The 17,560-nt window shown below is 72.5% G+C and carries 17 protein-coding genes; 9 read left to right on the top strand and 8 right to left on the bottom strand.

Annotated features, from left to right (window positions below):
- Nucleotides 1–73: 73 nt before the first annotated feature.
- The 6 genes from ACFWY6_RS07380 to ACFWY6_RS07355 all read right to left on the bottom strand — a co-directional run bounded on the left by ACFWY6_RS07380 (nt 74) and on the right by ACFWY6_RS07355 (nt 6,159).
- Entirely contained in the window at nt 74–1,522 is a 1,449-nt protein-coding gene (locus ACFWY6_RS07380) for a peptidoglycan D,D-transpeptidase FtsI family protein (protein ID WP_384687288.1), read from the bottom strand.
- A 105-nt stretch (nt 1,523–1,627) separates the two neighbouring features.
- On the bottom strand, nt 1,628–2,296 hold the full coding sequence (locus tag ACFWY6_RS07375; RefSeq protein WP_384687287.1) for a response regulator: 669 nt from the start codon (nt 2,294–2,296) through the stop codon (nt 1,628–1,630).
- The gene (locus ACFWY6_RS07370; RefSeq protein ID WP_384687286.1) at nt 2,293–3,636 is read right to left on the bottom strand and encodes a sensor histidine kinase; all 1,344 of its coding nucleotides are present in this window, start codon (nt 3,634–3,636) and stop codon (nt 2,293–2,295) included. Before ACFWY6_RS07370 ends, ACFWY6_RS07375 begins: the two co-directional genes overlap by 4 nt.
- A complete protein-coding gene (locus tag ACFWY6_RS07365) occupies nt 3,633–4,625 on the bottom strand; it encodes a hypothetical protein (protein ID WP_384687285.1) in 993 nt (330 codons plus the stop codon). The genes ACFWY6_RS07370 and ACFWY6_RS07365 overlap by 4 nt, the downstream gene beginning before the upstream one ends.
- A gap of 244 nt (nt 4,626–4,869) precedes the next feature.
- Nucleotides 4,870–5,340, bottom strand: a complete 471-nt coding sequence (locus ACFWY6_RS07360; protein ID WP_361825298.1) for a GNAT family N-acetyltransferase — start codon at nt 5,338–5,340, stop codon at nt 4,870–4,872.
- 48 nt (nt 5,341–5,388) lie between these two features.
- On the bottom strand, nt 5,389–6,159 hold the full coding sequence (locus ACFWY6_RS07355) for an IclR family transcriptional regulator (protein ID WP_160504308.1): 771 nt from the start codon (nt 6,157–6,159) through the stop codon (nt 5,389–5,391).
- A 146-nt stretch (nt 6,160–6,305) separates the two neighbouring features.
- Here ACFWY6_RS07355 and ACFWY6_RS07350 point away from each other — a divergent pair, with 146 nt between their 5' ends.
- Both ACFWY6_RS07350 and ACFWY6_RS07345 read left to right on the top strand, forming a co-directional pair.
- Nucleotides 6,306–7,835 (top strand): aldehyde dehydrogenase (NADP(+)), encoded by a 1,530-nt coding sequence (locus tag ACFWY6_RS07350; RefSeq protein ID WP_384687284.1) that lies wholly within the window; start codon nt 6,306–6,308, stop codon nt 7,833–7,835.
- Between the two features lie 5 nt (nt 7,836–7,840).
- Nucleotides 7,841–8,449, top strand: coding sequence for a DUF1349 domain-containing protein (locus ACFWY6_RS07345; protein ID WP_384687283.1), 609 nt, complete (start codon nt 7,841–7,843; stop codon nt 8,447–8,449).
- A 243-nt stretch (nt 8,450–8,692) separates the two neighbouring features.
- On the opposite strand, the gene ACFWY6_RS07340 is transcribed toward ACFWY6_RS07345, so the two are convergent.
- Nucleotides 8,693–10,090 carry an MFS transporter gene (locus tag ACFWY6_RS07340; RefSeq protein WP_384687282.1) on the bottom strand — a complete coding sequence of 466 codons (1,398 nt, stop codon included), beginning with the start codon at nt 10,088–10,090 and terminating at the stop codon, nt 8,693–8,695.
- Between the two features lie 71 nt (nt 10,091–10,161).
- On the opposite strand from ACFWY6_RS07340, the gene ACFWY6_RS07335 reads away from it, so the two are divergent.
- The 6 genes from ACFWY6_RS07335 to ACFWY6_RS07310 all read left to right on the top strand — a co-directional run bounded on the left by ACFWY6_RS07335 (nt 10,162) and on the right by ACFWY6_RS07310 (nt 15,540).
- Nucleotides 10,162–11,199 carry a GlxA family transcriptional regulator gene (locus ACFWY6_RS07335; protein WP_384687281.1) on the top strand — a complete coding sequence of 346 codons (1,038 nt, stop codon included), beginning with the start codon at nt 10,162–10,164 and terminating at the stop codon, nt 11,197–11,199.
- A 44-nt stretch (nt 11,200–11,243) separates the two neighbouring features.
- Nucleotides 11,244–11,729 carry a GNAT family N-acetyltransferase gene (locus ACFWY6_RS07330; protein ID WP_384687280.1) on the top strand — a complete coding sequence of 162 codons (486 nt, stop codon included), beginning with the start codon at nt 11,244–11,246 and terminating at the stop codon, nt 11,727–11,729.
- 78 nt (nt 11,730–11,807) lie between these two features.
- Nucleotides 11,808–12,527: a DsbA family oxidoreductase gene (locus ACFWY6_RS07325; RefSeq protein ID WP_384687279.1), complete on the top strand. Its 720-nt coding sequence runs from the start codon at nt 11,808–11,810 to the stop codon at nt 12,525–12,527.
- 84 nt (nt 12,528–12,611) lie between these two features.
- A complete protein-coding gene (locus ACFWY6_RS07320) occupies nt 12,612–13,658 on the top strand; it encodes an aminotransferase class V-fold PLP-dependent enzyme (RefSeq protein WP_384687278.1) in 1,047 nt (348 codons plus the stop codon).
- Nucleotides 13,659–13,734: 76 nt separating this feature from the next.
- Nucleotides 13,735–14,337: an RNA polymerase sigma factor gene (locus ACFWY6_RS07315; protein WP_384687277.1), complete on the top strand. Its 603-nt coding sequence runs from the start codon at nt 13,735–13,737 to the stop codon at nt 14,335–14,337.
- Between the two features lie 465 nt (nt 14,338–14,802).
- The gene (locus tag ACFWY6_RS07310) at nt 14,803–15,540 is read left to right on the top strand and encodes a maleylpyruvate isomerase family mycothiol-dependent enzyme (RefSeq protein ID WP_384687276.1); all 738 of its coding nucleotides are present in this window, start codon (nt 14,803–14,805) and stop codon (nt 15,538–15,540) included.
- 132 nt (nt 15,541–15,672) lie between these two features.
- On the opposite strand, the gene ACFWY6_RS07305 is transcribed toward ACFWY6_RS07310, so the two are convergent.
- Nucleotides 15,673–16,221 carry a MarR family winged helix-turn-helix transcriptional regulator gene (locus ACFWY6_RS07305; RefSeq protein WP_384687275.1) on the bottom strand — a complete coding sequence of 183 codons (549 nt, stop codon included), beginning with the start codon at nt 16,219–16,221 and terminating at the stop codon, nt 15,673–15,675.
- Between the two features lie 139 nt (nt 16,222–16,360).
- Between ACFWY6_RS07305 and ACFWY6_RS07300 the strand changes: the two genes are divergently transcribed.
- Complete coding sequence (locus tag ACFWY6_RS07300) at nt 16,361–17,428, top strand: alkene reductase (RefSeq protein WP_384687274.1); 1,068 nt, start codon at nt 16,361–16,363, stop codon at nt 17,426–17,428.
- The last annotated feature ends 132 nt before the right edge of the window (nt 17,429–17,560 follow it).

The following is a 17,560-nucleotide window of genomic DNA, read 5'->3' as shown; positions in this document are numbered from 1 at the left end:
CCGCCCCGGGGGGGGGCGGGGGGCCCCCCCGGCCCGCGGTGCGGAACGCCTGCCCACAGCAAAACAGGCGGGGTCATGAATTCAGGGCCGCCTGCATCATCGCCCTCGCGATCGGCGCCGCCAAGCCATTGCCGCTTACCTCTGACCTTGATGCGTCCGAGGACTCCACGATGACCGACACCGCCACCTCCTTGCCGTCGCCGCCCTTCGCGTACGACGTGAACCAGGCGTACGGCGTCTTGCTGTTGTTCTCGCCGTGCTGGGCCGTGCCCGTCTTGCCGCCCACGTCCGCGCCGCTGATCCGCGCGTTCGTGCCCGTGCCCTCCTCGACGACCGTCTCCATCGCGGACTGCAGCTCGCCCGCCGTGTCCTCGCTCATCACCCGCTCGGAGTCCGGGTCGTCGTACGACTCCAGGACATCGCCGTTCGAGTCGGTGATCTGGGACACCATGTGCGGCGACACCAGCTCGCCGCCGTTGGCGATCGCGGCCGAGACCATCGAGATCTGCAGTGGCGTCGCCGTCACGTCGAACTGGCCGATGCCGGTCAGGGCCGTCTGCGCCTTGTCCATGCCGGAGGGGTAGACGCTCTTGGACGCGCGCACCGGCACGTCCAGCTTGTCGGCGTTGAAGCCCATCTTCTCGGCCATCGACTTGACCTTGTCCTGGCCGAGGTCGACGGCCATCTTCGCGAAGACGTTGTTGCAGGAGTACTGCAGCGCCGTACGGATCGTCGCGTTCTCGCAGGGCGCGCTGGCGTTCTCGTTCTTCAGGACCGTGGTCGTGCCGGGCAGTGTGTACGGATTCGGGCTGGCCGTCTTGGTGTCCGCCGAGCCGTAGAGCCCGTCCTCCAGGGCCGCCGCCGCGACGACCAGCTTGAACGTGGAACCCGGCGGCAGCGGCTGCCGCAGCGCGCGGTTGACCATCGGCTTGTCCTCGTCGCCGGTCAGCGCCTTCCACTCCTTGGAGTCCGTGGAACCGCTGATCTCCGAGGGGTCGTACGACGGCGTCGAGACCATGCCGAGGATCTTGCCGGTCTTCGGGTCGACCGCGACCGCCGCGCCCTTCTTGTCGCCCAGGGCCTTGTACGCGGCCTTCTGCACGGCCGGGTCGATCGTCGTGACCACGTCACCCGGGTCGGCGCGCTTGTTGGTGACCGTGTCCAGGGGGTTCTTCAGCCGGTTGTCGGTGCCGTCGAGGATGTCCTTGTAGATGCCCTCGATCTGCGTCGCTCCGTACACCTGAGAGCTGTAGCCCGTGACGGCCGAATAGAGATCGCCGTCCTTGTACGTGCGCTTGTACGCGAGGTCGCCGCCCTTCGTCCGCTCGGAGCCGGTGATGGCGTCACCGCCCACGATGATGTCGCCCAGCGGGTTCGCGTACTGCTCGATCGCGTTGCGCCGGTTCAGCTTGTCGTCCGCGAGAGCCTTCGAGTCGTAGAACTGCACCCACGTCGCCCGCACCAGGAGGGCGAGCACGAGCAGCAGCGCGAAGACCGAGGCATGCCTGATCGTCTTGTTCATCCCGTGAAAGGACGAGCCGCACGGATGCTTTCGTTCCGTTCTGCCGGGTTTCTTAGAGATTCCTCATAGTCGGAGCAGGGGTGTCAGGCGTCCTTCAGGCGTCCTTCAGGCGTCCTTCATGAAGCCCGCCTCGTACGCGGCGATCACCGCCTGCGTGCGGTCCCGCGCCCCCGTCTTGGCGAGCACCGAGGCCACATGGGTCTTCACCGTCGCCGGACCCACCCCCATCCGGTCGGCGATCTCCGCGTTGGTGAGCCCCGCGGCCATCAGCCGCAGCACCTCGCTCTCGCGCCCGGTGAGCCTGGCCACCCAGGCCGGGGGCGCGGGCTTGGCGCTCGCGTGCTCGGCGGCCAGGGCGCGCACGGCGGCGGGGAAGAGCAGCGAGTCGCTGCGCGCGACAAGGCGCACCGCCTGGACGAGCGAGTCCGCGTCGGCCCGCTTGAGCAGGAACCCGGAGGCCCCTGCGCGCAGCGCCTCGTACACATAGGCGTCGTTCTCGAAGGTCGTCACGACCACGATGCGCGGCGGATCGGCGAGTGTCTGCAGGATCTGCTCGGTGGCGCGGATGCCGTCGATCTCCGGCATGCGTACGTCCATGAGCACCACGTCCGGCTTCAGCTCGCGCACGACGGACACCGCCTCGGCGCCGCTCGCCGCCTCGCCGACGACCTCCAGGCCGTCCTCGGCGGAGAGGATCACGCGCAGGGCCGTGCGCACCATGCGTTCGTCATCGGCGAGGACGATACGGATGGGGCCGGCGGCGGTCTCGATCATGCGGATTCCTTCGGTTTCTGCGGTTCCTGCGGCTTCATCGGCTTGTTCAGTTTGTTCGGCTTCTTCGGGTCGGGGGCGTGCGGGCCCTTCAAGGGGAGTCGTACGCGCAGGCGCCAGGTGCCGTCGAGCGGTCCTGCTTCGGCCGTGCCGCCCAGGAGCCGGGCCCGGTCGGTGATGCCGCGCAGGCCGTGGCCGCCGCCGGGGCGGGAGGTGGTGCCCGCGGCGGGCAGCGGGTTCTGCGCGAGGATCTCCAGGTCGGTGCCTTCCAGGCTGATCCGCAGGGTCACCGCGGCGTCGGGGCCCGCGTGCCGCAGCACGTTGCTCAGGCCCTCCTGGACGATGCGGTACGCCTCGCGGGAGACCATCGGGGGCAGGGCGTCCGTGCCCTGCGGGCCGAGGTCCACGACCGACTTCACGCGCAGGCCGCCCGCGCGGGTCCGCTTGAGCAGCCCGTCCAGATCGGCGGCGAGGGTGGGGGCCGGGGCGGTCGGTGCCGTCTGGTCGCCGTCCCGCAACACCCCCAGGACCGCGTCGAGTTCACCCACCGTGCGCCGGGTCGTCTCCTCGATCGCGGTCAGCGCCTCGCGGACGAACTCCGGGTCCTTGTCGAGGACCCGGCGGGCCGCGCTCGCCTGGAGCGTGACGGCGCTCAGGGCGTGCCCCACCGAGTCGTGCAGCTCCCGCGCGAGCCGGTTGCGCACGGCGAGATCCGCCGCGCGCTGCTCGGCCGCCGCGAGCCGGTCGGCGGGCGTGGGTCCCAGGAGTTCCGGCGCCCAGCGCGCGAGCAGGGCCCCGGCACCCGCCGCGCACCCCGCGAGCGCGACGAGGGAGGCGCATCCGATGACCGGTGAGAGGGTCAGCAGCCAGCCCTCGCCGAAGACTTCGGGCATCCCGACCCGGCTGCCCCGCAGCGCCGCGGCGAACGGCAGCGCGATCAGCACCCCCGCGAACGGCGGCAGCGCGAGGGACATCCCGCTGATGATCCCGCCGAACCCGAGGTGCAGCGTGAACCACGCGACGGTGCGGCCGCGCGCCGTGCGGGACCGCGCGGGCCCGTCGGCGAGGCTCTCGCCCGGCACGTCGCACAGCGCGCGCACGGCGGCCACCGACATGGGCCGGGTGAGCGGGAAGAGCGCGGTGATCGCGGCGAGCGGCAACCCCACGGCGAACGCGGCCAGTTGGGCCGTGATCGAGCCGAAGACGGCGTCCTCGCCGAGCAGCGGGCCGACGATGACGGAGCCCACGAAGACGTACGGCATGGCGAGCGCGCCGCCGAGGATCAGATGGATCCAGCGGCGGCGCGCCCGACGCCCGAAGAGGGCTGTGGCGAAAGCCTTCACGCGGGGTCCTTGGAGACGGGGGCCTTGAAGAAGCGCACCCCGAGGGTGACCACAAGCATCCCGACGATCATCTGCACAGCGTAGGTCAGGAGCATCGGCGCCGTCGGCCGCTCTGCGATGTCGTCGACGCCGACGAGCAGGGCGAACAGCAGCCAGCCGCCCCAGCAGGCGACGGCGCCGGAGCCGAGCCAGCCGAGTGCGAGCGGCACCTTCACGGGCAGTGCGGGCGCTCGCCGGAAGGCGATGAGGAGTCCGCCGGCCACGGCGGCGGCGAGGTAGCCGATGTCCAGGACTTCGAGGACGTAGAAGTCGGTCGTACGTTGCTCGATGCGCGCCTCGTTGAGACCGAAGGTGGCGCCGGTGGCCCACAGGAGGTGCAGGGCCGCGGGGGCGAGGGCGAGGAGCGCGGCAGTTATTCCTGTGCGGCGGTCATTCTTGGTTGCGGTCCGGGTCATCCGGGGGAGGTCCCCGATGCGGCCGCGCCACAGGTGGCCCCAGCGGTCGCGGGCGTAGCGGACGAAGAGGGCGCCGAGGGCGAGGCCTTGGAGGATGAAACCGGTGTAGACGACGCCGAAGACCCAGTCGTCGAGGAACACGTCGGAGCCGCTGCTCGACCCTTGGTTGTTGCTGCCGCCGAAGGCCTTGACCAGGAGCTGGAGCGGGAATCCGGCCATGATCGGCGTCAGCAGTCCGGTGGCCGCCCACATGGGGAGGGCGAGCAGCCAGGCGGGGGTGCGCAGGCCCCAGGGGCGGGTCAGGAGCAGGGCCAGGACGATGACGCAGGCGTCCATCAGCACCGTGAGGCTGTTGGCGAAGATCATGGCGGTGCGGTGCTGGAGGAGGCTGCTGCCTTCGGGGATGCCGATGTGGCTGCCGGCGATCCAGGCGATCTTGAGGCTGAGGTAGGGGAGGCAGGCGAGGACGGCGATGGCTCGCAGGGCGCGGGGCACTGCCGTGCGGGCTGTGGCGGGGACGAGCGTGAGCGTCATGCCTCTACGTTCCCGGTGGCGGGCCGCCGGGGGCGTCCTGCGGGGCGATGATCCGGGTCCGCCGTGTGGGGGAGGGGGGGTTCCTTCCCCGACCCCGCCCCTTCCCGAAACTTTCCGGCTGCGCCGGCCGCGAGGTGACCGCAGATCACCGCCTTCGGCGAGTTCGTCCTCAAACGCCGGACGGGCTGAAGGGTGGGTGGGCAGCTGCGGGGCAATCGGGTGGGTGGGCGGGGTTGGGGAAAGGTCACCCCAGCATCAGCACCGCCTCGTCGATCTCCTCGCCCCGCGCATGCGCGAAGCCCCGCTCGGCGGCCGTCACCCGGAAGCCGCACTTCTCGAGGACCCGCAGGGACCCGGCATTGTCCGCCGCCGCCCGGGCGTGCAGCGGGCGCTCCGGGACCTCCGCAAGCAGCCCCAGCAACGCGGCGGTCGCCAGGCCACGCCCCCAGTACGCGCGGTCGATCCAGTACGTGACCTCCCGCTCGCCCGGCTCCCCGTACACCGCCACGCTCCCCACGACGTCCCCGTCCGCGAGGACCGTCCGCACGACGACGTCGGGCGACGTCCGCAGCCCGTTCCAGTGGGCCTCGAAGAGGTCCCGGTCCGCCGTCTTCGGCGAGGTGAACGCGGCGACGCGGTTCGCCTCCGGATCGTTCATCTGCCGGTAGAAGACCGGCAGATCGCTGTCATGCACCGGGCGCAGACTGACATCCATGTCCGACGTGTTCGCCGTGCTCGTCGTGCTCGTCGTGTTCACCATGGTTCAGAGCCTACGAGTCGCCAGTGTCAGCCGGTCCCGCGCGTCGAACAACGCGTCCTTCACCATCTGTTCGTGCGCGGGCGTGAGCCGCGCCACCGGCACGGAGCAGCTGATCGCGTCCCGCGCGGGCGTGCGGTAGGGGATGGCCACGCCGAAGCAGCGCAGGCCCAGCGTGTTCTCCTCGCGGTCCACCGCGAAGCCCTGCTCGCGCACCGTGCGCAGCTCCTCGATCAGCTTCTCGCGGTCGGTGATCGTGTGCTCGGTCAGCGCGGGCAGCGTCTCCGGGAGCATCTTGCGGACCTGCTCGTCGGTGTGCGTGGCGAGCAACGCCTTGCCCAGGGACGTGGAGTGGGCGGGGAGCCGGCGGCCGACCCGGGTGAAGGGGCGGAGGTAGTGCTGCGACTGGCGGGTGGCCAGGTAGACGACGTTCGTGCCGTCGAGGCGCGCCAGGTGGATCGTCTCCGTGGTGTCGTCCGAGAGGCGGTCCAGGGTGGGACGCGCCGCCGCCACCACCTCGTCGCCGTCGATGTACGAGGTGCCGACGAGCAGGGCCCGCACCCCGATGCCGTACCGCGTGCCCGTGGCGTCCGTCTCCACCCAGCCGAGCTCCACCAACGTACGAAGAAGCATGTAGAGGCTGGACTTGGGGTACCCGACGGCTTCCTGGACGGCGGCCAGGGAGTGCATTCCGGGGCGGCCCGCGAAGTATTCGAGCAACTCCACCGTCCGCACCGCGGACTTGACCTGTGCCCCGCCAGTCTCGCCAGCCGACATCGCCCTTGACCCCTTAGTTCGACGAGAAATAGTCTCCGAAGTCTCCGGTATTCATCATGGGAGACGCTGTTCAGCATATCGAACAGTGCAGGTGAGTGGCAGTACATCGGAGTACATCCGTGGCAACACATCTGGAGGAGCCCGCGGTGGCAGCAGCACCAGTCTGGAGTGTCGACCCCCGAACCGGGAAGCAGCGCGAGCAGGTTGCGGTGGAAGCCACAGCCCAAGAGGTGGACCAGGCGGTACGTGCCGCGCTGGCCGCCAAGGACGCGCTCGCCGACCGCGCCGTACGCGCGGCGTTCCTGCGCACCGCGGCCGAGCTGCTCGACGGGGCGAAGGACCAGCTCGTGGAGGCCGCGGACGCGGAGACCGCGCTCGGCCCCGTCCGGCTGACCGGCGAACTCGCCCGCACCTGCTATCAGTTGCGGGCCTTCGCGGGCGTGGTCGACGAGGGTGAGTTCCTCGGGGTCGTCATCGACCACCCGGATGGCAGCGCGACCCCGCCCATCCCCGACCTGCGGCGCTACAAGATCCCGCTGGGTGTCGTGGCCGTCTACTCCGCGTCCAACTTCCCGTTCGCCTTCTCGGTGCCCGGCGGCGACACCGCGAGCGCGCTCGCCGCGGGCTGCCCCGTGGTCGTCAAGGCGCACCCGGACCACCCGGCCACGTCCGAGCTGGTCGCGGCGCTGATCCGGGCGGCCGCGGACCGGCACGGCATCCCGGACGGCGTCCTCGGTCTCGTGCACGGCTTCGAGGCGGGCGTGGAACTGGTCCGGCACCCGCTCGTCTCGGGCGCCGGGTTCACCGGCTCGATCCGTGGCGGCCGCGCCCTCTTCGACGCGGCGGCGGCCCGTCCCGTACCGATCCCCTTCCACGGCGAACTCGGCTCCCTCAACCCGGTCGTGGTGACCGAGGCGGCGGCCGCCGAGCGCGCCGAGGAGATCGGGGCGGGGCTCGCGGGCTCGATGACGCTGGGCGTCGGCCAGTTCTGCGTCAAGCCGGGCCTGGTCTTCGCCCCGTCGGGCGCGGGCGGCGACCGCTTCATCAAGTCGCTCACGGATGCGGTCAGCGACACCGAGGCCGGGGTGCTCCTCGACCACCGGATGCGGGACAACTTCGTGGCGGGCGTGCGGGAGCGCGGCGGGCTGCCGGACGTGGACGCTCCGGTGACGCCGGGCGCGGGCAGCGAGCACATGGTGAGCGCGGGGTTCCTGACGGTTCCCGCGGCGCGGCTGGCCTCCGAGGGAGAGCACGATCTGCTCCTGGAGGAGTGCTTCGGGCCGGTGACCGTCGTCGCCCGCTACGAGGACGACGCGGAGATCACCGCGGTCCTGTCCCGCCTGCCGGGCAACCTCACGGCCACCGTGCAGCTCTCCGCGCGGGAGGCGGCCGGCGAGGGGCGGGGTGCGGCGCTGCTCGCCGAACTGACGCCGCTGGCCGGGCGCGTGCTGGTCGACGGCTGGCCGACCGGGGTCGCCGTGGCGCCCGCGCAGCATCACGGCGGACCGTACCCGGCGACGACGTCCACCTCGACGTCCGTGGGCGGTACGGCCATCGAGCGCTGGCTGCGTCCCGTCGCGTACCAGAACACCCCGGAGGCGCTGCTGCCGCCCGAGCTGCGGGACGACAACCCACTGGGGCTGCCGCGCCGCTACGACGGGCGCCTGGAACACTGACGCCCATGGACGTCGATATCCCACAACTGCCCTTCTCCCTGCGCACGTACGGCCCTGACGGGCATTGGTCGTACGAGGACGGGGTCCTCACCGGCTGGGCGGGCGCCCGGCAGGACCGCTTCGTGCCGCCGACGGGCGAGGCGCTCGACCCCGCGTCGGACGCGCCCCGCCTGCTCGGCGCCCCCGAGGGCGACTTCCAGCTGATCGCCAAGGTCACGGTGGGGTTCGCGGCGGCGTTCGACGCGGGTGTGCTGTACGTGCATGTCGGCGACCGGGAGTGGGCCAAACTCTGCCTGGAGCGTTCGCCGGACGAGGCGACGGTGTGCACGGTCGTCACCCGTGGCCGCTCCGACGACGCCAACGCGTTCGTGGTGGACGGCAGCAGCGTGTGGCTCCGGGTCAGCCGCACGGGCTCCGCGTTCGCCTTCCACGCCTCGTCGGACGGGAAGCGGTGGACGTTCGTCCGGATCTTCTCGCTGGGCGATGAGAAGGCGGCGGGGGCGGCGCTGGTGGGGTTTCTGGCGCAGTCGCCTGTGGGGGAGGGGTGTGTGGCGACGTTCGAGTCCCTCGAGTTCCGCCCGAACTGGCCGGTGGGCCTCAGGGACGGTTCTTAGTACCCCGCGGGGTGGGCGCCGGACTGAACCGCCGCTCCGCGGCGGATCTTTCCCGCCCACGCACCCGAAACTCGGCGTTTGCCCGCCCACCCCGTTGATGGCTCTTGCCGTCGCCCGGACGCAGATGTTGGTTTTCAGCCCGTCCGGCGATTGAGGACGAACGCGGCGGAGCCGGTGATCGACGGCCACCCCGCGGCCGACGCAGTCGGAAGGGATTCGGGTAGGGGTGGGGTTGGGGAAAGGTCAACGATCGCGCCGCAACCCCAACGTCGCCACCCCAGTAACCGCCAGCAGCCCCGCCGAAATCAGCAGGCTCACCCGCATCCCGGAGACGAAGTCCCCGGCCACCAACCCCCCGAAGGCCGCGATCCCGAGGCCCCCCGCCACCTGCCGCGCCGAGTTGAGGACCCCCGCAGCCAGCCCCGCCCGCTCGGCCGGCACAGCCTCCATCATCGCGGACGTCAGCGGCGGAATCGTCAGCGCGCAGCCAAGCGCCAGCGGGACCATGAGGAATGCCAGGCCGAGTGCCGGCGTCGACGCGTCGGCGAAGAGGAGGACCAGCAGGCCGAGTACGGCCAGGGACTGTCCCGCCAGCATCGGGACCCGCGGCCCCACCCGCGCCGCCAGCTTCCCCGCCACCACATTCGTCACCGCGATGAGCCCCGTCATCGGCAGGAACATCAGCCCGGCCCACAGCGCCGAACGCCCCTGCACCTGCTGGAAGAAGAGGCTGAAGACGAAGACGAGACCGTAGAAGGCGACGCTGCACGCCGCCCCCGCCGCGACAGTGATCGCTACCGTCCGGTTCCGGAAGAGCCCGAGCGGCACCACCGGATGCGGCTGCCGCGCCTCCGTCCGCAGGAAGAGCGCACCTCCCGCCACCGCGACGACCAGGGCGAGCAGACCCGTCGTACCGCCCTCGATCACCGCGAAGGTCAGCGCCGTCAGGGTCACCACCGCAAGCGCCTGCCCCAGCAGATCGAGGGGCGCGGGGCGCCGTTGCGAGCGCGGTGCCCGCAGCAGGAGCACCAGGGCCACCGCGCCCAGGGGGACGTTGATGAAGAAGATGCCGCTCCAGTCCCACGCCGTGGTCAGCGCGCCGCCCGCGACCGGACCGAGCGCCACCGCGACGGAACCGCCCGCCGCCCACAGCGCCACCGCACGCGCCCGCCCCGCCGCGTCCGCGTACGCCTGACGGACCAGCGAGAGCGAGGCCGGCAGGACCACCGCGGCCGCCATCCCCTGCACCACCCGCGCGCCGATCAGCGCGGGCAGCGACGGTGCGAGGCCGCACGCCACGGAAGCCGCCGTGAAGACCGTGATGCCGATCGCGTACGCCCGGGTCGCGCCGATCCGGTCGGAGAGCGCGCCGGTGGACAGCATCAGCGCGGCGAAGGCGAGGGTGTACGCGTCCACGACCCACTGGAGCCCGGACATGCCGCCGCCGAGCGCGTCGCCGATCGCGGGCAGCGCCACGTTCACCACGGAGGCGTCGAGCGTGATCAGGGCGAAGCCCAGCATGGCGGCGACCAGGGTGAGGACAGGTGACGTCCGGCCCTTGCCCGGGGGTGCGGACCGGGGGTGCGGCCGCGTCAAGTCGCCCGTGTGACCGGGGGGTTCGGTGAGGGAGTTCGTTGCCATGCCCTTGAGTCTGCGGGCGGCGGCGCGGCTACAGTAGTGGCCTGAATGCCATACATCCGGAGGTTCTGGCCATGCCCCGCTCCCAGGGTGACCACCGTGCCCACCGCGCGCATCGCGTCGTCGTCATCGCCCCCTCACCTGTGTCGATGTTCAACCTCGCGATCCCGGAGATGCTCCTCGGCAAGGTCGAGGTGCCGGGCGGCCCCGGCTACGAGGTGGTCGTCTGCACCCCGCGCCCCGGAGCCATCGCCACCACCGGCGGCCTCAGCCTCCACGTGCAGCACGGGCTCGACGCCGTAGGCGATGCCGACACGCTCCTCGTCGCGGGCACCGGCCACCGCTACGAACCCGACCCGCTGACCGTCGCCGCCGTCCGCGAGGCCGCAGACCGGGGCACCCGCATCGCGTCCATCTGCAGCGGCGCCTTCGTGCTCGCCGAGGCGGGCCTGCTCGACGGGCGCAGCGCCACCACGTACTGGCAGCTGGCGGAGGAGCTGCGCAGCCGCTATCCCGCGCTCGACCTCAAGGGAGACGTCCTCTACGTGGAGGACGGCCAGGTGATGACGTCCTCCGGGTACGCCGCCGGGATCGACCTGTGCCTGCACATCATCCGCACCGACTACGGAGCGGCGGTGGCCAACGAGGTCGCCAGGGCCGCGCTCGTCGCCCCCGTACGGCCGGGCGGCCAGACCCAGTTCACCCAGACTCCGTTGCCGCCCGAGCGCGGCAACGCCTGCGCCGACACCCGCGGCTGGGCCATGCGGCGCCTCGACGAGCCGCTCACCCTCACCGACCTGGCCCGGCACGCGGGCGTCAGCGTGCGCACCCTCACCCGGCGCTTCCACGCCGAGAGCGGGGTCAGCCCGCTGCAGTGGCTGCTTCACCAGCGCATCGAGCGGGCGAAGGAGCTCCTGGAGACCACGTCGTTCCCGATGGACCGGGTGGCCCAGGCGTGCGGCCTGGGCACGGCCGATTCGCTGCGCGGTCATCTGGTGCGCCGCACGGGGCTCACGCCGAGCGCCTACCGTGCCCAGTTCAGCCGCCTCGGAAGCCGCTCCGGAACGCGCCCCGGAACTCAGAAAGCGCGGCGCACGTCTATCGCAGCGTGATCCACTCCGCACTTCCCACACCGCCCACACCGAAGCAGGCAGTGATGCCGACCGTCATCCGCACCGCACTGCCCGCCGACGCCCCCGTGCTCGCGGCCCTGCACGCCCGGGCCCGCGCCACGTACTACCCCGAGGGGCCGCCGGACGCGGGCGTCGACGGGACGGCGATGTGGCGGGGTGCCATCGAGCGCCGCGACGGGCATGTGCTGTGCGCGGTCCGGGACGGCCGCGTCGTGGGCCTCGCGTCCTTCCGTACGCCTGATGGCGACGCGGCGGACACGGTGCAGCTCTTCCAGTTCCACGTCGAGCCCGCCCACTGGCGCGCGGGCGTCGGCGCCGCGCTGCACGCCGCGTGCGTGGAGCAGTGGCGGGCCGACGGCATCCGCGAGGCGGGCCTGGACGTCCACCGCGAGAACCGCAGGGCCCAGGCCTTCTACGTCCGCCACGGCTGGCGGCCCGCCGAGCGCGCGGACGGCGCCGGCACCCATCTGCGGATGCGCCTGGCCGTGTCGGACGCGGCCGGGGAATGAGAGACGAAGGTCGTACGTTGTTCAACTGACCGGAGGGACCCTCCGCACCACCCGTACGACCTGGAAAGAGCTGCACACATGCGCGTCGAGATCTGGAGCGACATCGCCTGCCCCTGGTGCTACGTGGGCAAGGCCCGCTTCGAGAAGGCGCTCGCCGCCTTCCCGCACCGTGACGACGTCGAGGTGGTGCACCGCTCCTTCGAGCTCGACCCCACGCGCGTCAAGGGCGACAGCGGCCCGGTGATCCCGATGCTCGCCAAGAAGTACGGCATGAGCGAGCAGCAGGCCCAGGAGGCCGAGCGGAACCTCGGCGTGAACGCCGCGTCCGAGGGCCTCGACTACCTCACCGAGGGCCGCGACCACGGCAACACCTTCGACATGCACCGGCTGCTGCACTTCGCCAAGGAGCAGGGCAGGCAGGACGAGCTGATCGGGCTCCTGTACCGGGCCAACTTCGCCGACGAGCGGTCCGTCTTCGACGACGACGAGCGGCTCGTGGAGATCGCCGTCGCGGCGGGTCTGGACGCGGCGGACGCCCGCGCGGTCCTCGCCGACTCCGACCGGTACGCCGACGACGTGCGCGCCGACGAGCGCGAGGCCGCGGAACTGGGCGCGAACGGCGTGCCGTTCTTCGTCCTCGACCGCAAGTACGGCGTGTCGGGGGCCCAGCCCGCCGACGTCTTCGCGCAGGCCCTCGAACAGGCATGGGGCAGCCGCTCGCCGCTGACCACCCTCGCGGACGGCGACGCCTGCGGCCCGGACGGCTGCGCGGTTCCGCAGCCCGGCGCCGGTGCCTGAGGGCTGACGCGTAAGCAGGGCTGACAGCTCCCCCGTACACATCATCAATGGACGTGGGCGCGGACAGGCCCGAGAGTTGGTCCCATGGGGATCATCAACGGTGCCGACTTCGCGCCCACGTCGACGTATCTGAACACCGCGAGCTGCGGGCTGCTGCCCGGCCGCGCGGTGGCGGCCATCCACTCCCTCGCGGCCCAGAACGGCGCGGGCAGGAGCGGCGGATCGGGCAGCTTCGAGGTCGTGGACGCCGCACGCCGGTCCTTCGCGCGGCTCGTCGCGGTGGACCACGGGCGGGTGGCGTGCGGCGGCTCGGTCGCCGTGCACACCGGGCTGATCGCCGCCTCGCTGCGGCCGGGGGCCGAAGTCCTGTTCCCCGAGGGCGACTTCAGCTCGATCATCAACCCCTTCGTGGTGCGCGGCGACCTCAAGGTGCGCTACGTGCCCCTGGAGGACCTCGCCGAGGCGATCGGCCCCACGACCGACCTCGTCGTGTGGTCCGCCGTGCAGTCGGCCGACGGCCGCATCGCCGACGACGCCGCGGTGCGCGCGGCGGCCGCCGCCCACGGCGCGCGCACCTTCAACGACGCCACACAGGCAGCGGGCTGGCTGCCCTTCGACGCGGGTCTGTACGACTACACCGTCACCGGAGCCTTCAAGTGGCTGCTGTGCCCGCGCGGCACGTCGTTCCTGACGGTGCGCGATGAGGCACAGGAGACCCTCGTCCCGCTGCACGGCGGCTGGCTCGCATCGGCCGACACCTGGAACTCGACGTACGGCCCGCTCACCGAACTGGCCCCGGACGCACGGCGCTTCGACGAGCCGCCCGCCTTCCTCGCCTACCACGGGGCGGCCGAGTCCCTGGCGTACCTGGAGGAGATCGGCATCGACGCGGTGTACGCCCACGACACGGCGCTCGCGGACCGATACCGCGCCGGACTCGTAACGCTGGGCCACGAACCGGTGCCGGGCACGTCGCCCATCGTGTCGGTGCCCGGACTCGCCGACAAGGAGCCCGAGTTGAACCGCGCCGGGATCATCACCTCCGCGCGGGCGGGGCTGCTGCGAGCCTCGTTCCACCTGTACAACACGGAGGCGGACGTGGACCGGCTCCTGGACGTGCTGTCCGGCTGAACACTGGCGCGCGGGGCGGCGGCACGCTAGGAAGGCAGGACGGGGTGGCCGCACGAGGCGGTGGTGGACAGTGGCAGTGGCGGAACAGCCCTTCAACGACACCGATCTGCACCAACGGCTGGTGTACGGGGACGAGACGGCGCTGGCCGAGGCGTACGACGCGTACGGCGGCCTCGTCCACCGGATCGCGGGCCGCGTCACGCGCAGCCCCGCCGGGGCGGAGGACGTGGCCCAGGAGGTCTTCGCCCACCTGTGGTCGCGGCCCTACGCGTTCGACGCGCGGCGCGGCAGTCTGCGCACCTGGCTGTCGATGCTGGCCCACCGGCGTGCGGTGGACTGGGTGCGCGGCGAGGAGCGCCACCGCAAGGCGGCGCACGCCGACGACGCGACGCTGCACACGATCCCGACGCAGGACCCGCCCCCGGAAGACGTGGTCATGGCACGAGAACGCTCCCTGCTGCTGCACTCCGCGCTGGCCCGCCTGCCGCTCCCGCAGCGGCAGGTGGTGCACCTCGCCTACTTCGCGGGACGCACCTACCGCCAGGCGGCGGCGGAGCTCGGCATCCCCGAGGGCACCGCGAAGACCCGATTACGCACGGCCCTGCGCACCCTGGCCGAAGCCCTGACCGACCCACCCGACCCGGCACTCGCCGAAGCTCCAGGCGAAAGAGGCGCGTGATGACCACGGATCACGAAGCCATACGTGAACTCCTCGGCGCCTGGTCCTTCGGCGCGCTCATGCCGGGCGACGAGCGGCTTGTCGCCCCGCATCTGGCCGACTGCGAGCTGTGCGCGGCGGAGGCCGCGCGGCTGCGGGCGGCCGTGCGCGACCTGGACGGGCCGCCGCTCCCCGCCGGGCCCGCACCCGCCCGGCGCGCCCTCGCCGGCGCGCTCGGCGCCCGTACGGCCGCGCCGCGGACCGCGGCACACGCCGCGCCGTACGCCGCGGCCGTGGCCGGACTCCAGGCGCTCCTGGCGGAGTTGGACGAGCACGGACCCTGGGGTACCCCCGTGGTGCACGACTGGGACGTGCACGACACCGTCGCCCATCTGATCGCCGCCGACGGGGCGCTCGCCGTGTGTCTCGGCCTGGGGACGGGCGCGTCCGCGTCGCCGCCGGTGGCCGTGGACGGGACTCCCTGGCGTGCGGTCTGGGCCGCGCGCACGGCCGACGTCCTCTCGCGCGAGCGGCGGCGGGGGGCCCCCCCCACGCGGGGCCCCAGGCGGGGGGCGCCCCCCCCGCGGCGGGGGCGCGCCCCGGCCCCCCAACCCGCGCCGGGCCCGCGCGCGCCCGCCCGCGGGGCCGGCGGCCTCTCTCCGGTGGGGTCGGGACGGGCCCCCCCCAACGGCCGACGACCTCTCGCGCGCGCGGCGGCGGGCGCCCGCCGATACGGTCGCCGACTGGCGGGCGCAGTCCGCCGTGCTGCTCGCGTCCCCGGCGGCACACGATCCGGAGCTGGCCGGGCGGGCCACCACGCTGATGGGCGTCCGGCTTCCGCTGGCGGATCACTTCCGGGTGCGGGCCTTCGAGACGTGGGTGCACACGGACGACATCGGCAGGGCTCTGGACAAACCGGTTCCGCCGCCGCTCGCCGATCATCTCTGGCAGCTGGTGCGGCTTGCCGTGCGCATGCTCGACCGGGCCGTCGGGGCGAGTGCGGAGCCGGTGGCGTTGACGGTGTCGGGGGAGGGGCGTGCGGTGGAGTGGGTCCTGGGCAGTCAGGACGAGCCGGTGGCCGCGGAGGTGGTTCTGGATCCGGTGGACTTCTGCCTGCTCCTCGGGGGCCGTAGCGACCCGGCGCAGGTTCCTCGCGGGGTGGCGGGGGACGAGGCGGCGGCCGACCGCCTCCTGAACCGGGCGTCCGCCCTGTCCTGGCTGTGAGCCCTTCCCTGGCTGGGGCTGTGCCCTGACGCCCTGCTGCGTCGGGACCCGGCGGCTGGGGCTGTGCCCACCCGTTCCGCCCTGCGGAACGCCTGCCCACAGCAAGGGCGGACGGGCGGGGGGGGGGAGCTGCTATGCCCCGCCGGTCACCGCCCCGCCTGTCACCGCCGCCGCAGCCCTGCGGGCCTCCTCCGGGCAGTCCGCCGTCTCCGTGCAGAGGTTCGCCTCCACCCGGCCCAGGAGGCGTGCCAGTTCCGTGCGGTCCTTGGCGTCGAGCCCGGCGAGCGTGTGCTCCTCCAGGTCGCCCCAGGCGAGTTCCACCTCCCGCAGCAGTCCGCAGCTCGCGTCCGTGGCCTCGACCAGGACCGCACGCCGGTCGTCGGGGTCCGGCCGCCGCAGGACATGCCCCGCCTGCTCGAGGCGCTGCAGCATCTTGGTGACGGTCGACGGGTCCAGGTCGAGCGCCTTGATGAGCGCGGACTGCCGCACGGCCCCCGCGTCCCACAGGTACATCATCACGAACTCCTGGCCGGGGTAGAGCCCGACGCCCTTCAGCACCTTGCCCGCGGCGATCCGGTGCAGCCGGGCGACCCGGCTCACGGTGTGGCTCACGGGCCCGCGGCGCGCGGCGGTGGGCAGGCGCTCGATGTCGGTACAGGGGGGCTCGACCTCGGCGGTCATCGCAACTCCAGGTCGCTCGATGGTCGGAACAGTCTCCCTCACATATTAACTTGGTCGGCCAAGGAATACGTTATGGTGGCTCTCGGTTGGATTACTTGGCCGACCAACATAAACCTATGCCAATGCCTGGGGGCACCTGATGACCACCGCGTTCGACTCCATCGACCTGTCCGGCACCCCGCTCAGCAACCGCATCGCCATGGCCCCGATGACCCGCAGCCGCGCGGGCGACGGCGCCACCGCGACGGAGCTCACCGCCGAGTACTACGCCCAGCGCGCATCGGCGGGCCTGATCATCACCGAGGGCATCCAGCCGTCCGTGATCGGCCAGGGCTACCCGGACACCCCGGGCCTGCACTCCGCCGAGCAGATCGCCTCCTGGCGCAAGGTCACCGCCGCCGTGCACGAGGCGGGCGGCAAGATCTTCGCCCAGATCATGCACACCGGCCGCATCGGCCACCCCGTACTGCTCCCCGACGGCCTGGTGAACGTGGCCCCCTCGGCGATCCCCGCCCAGGGCCAGGTCTACACGGCCGACGGCCCCAAGGACTTCGTCACCCCGCGCGAGCTGACCGGCGACGAGGTCCGCGCCACCATCGCCGACTTCGCGGCCGCGGCCCGCAACGCGATCGACGCGGGCTTCGACGGGGTCGAACTGCACGGCGCCAACGGCTACTTGATCCACCAGTTCCTGGCGCCGGGCTCCAACCAGCGCACCGACGAGTGGGGCGGAACCCCGGAGAACCGCATCCGTTTCGCGGTCGAGACGGCCAAGGCGGTCGCCGCGGAGATCGGCGCCGCGCGCACCGGCATCCGCCTCTCGCCGGGCAACCCGTTCAACGACATCTCCGAGCCGCAGGACGAGCTCGAGGCGACGTACACCGCCCTCGTGAAGGAGCTCGACGCGCTGAACCTGGCGTACCTGCACGTCATGGAGGTGGGCCCGATCCGCGACCTGGTGACCGCCCTGCGCGGCGGCTTCGGCGGCACCTTCGTCCTCAACCCCTCCACCGAGGGCCCCACGGGACCCGACGCGCTGGCCCTCGTCGAGGACGGCACCGCGGACCTCGTCTCCTACGGCGCGCTGTTCCTCGCCAACCCCGACCTGCCGGCCCGCCTCAAGGCCGAAGGCCCGTACAACACCCCTGACCCGGCCACGTTCTACGGCGGCACGGAGAAGGGCTACACGGACTACCCGGCGCTGTAACCGGTACGTACGACGACCGGTACGCGCGACGCGAGGCGGGGGGGGGCGCCACAGGGGGGGGGGGGGGGGGGCGACGACAGGGGGTTGGGGGGGTGTGTCAAGGGGGGGTGGGGACGGCCCCCCGAGGGCAGG

The organism is Streptomyces sp. NPDC059037, from assembly GCF_042740015.1.
Taxonomy (GTDB): Bacteria; Actinomycetota; Actinomycetes; order Streptomycetales; family Streptomycetaceae; genus Streptomyces.
This window is presented reverse-complemented; position numbering and strand designations above follow the sequence as displayed.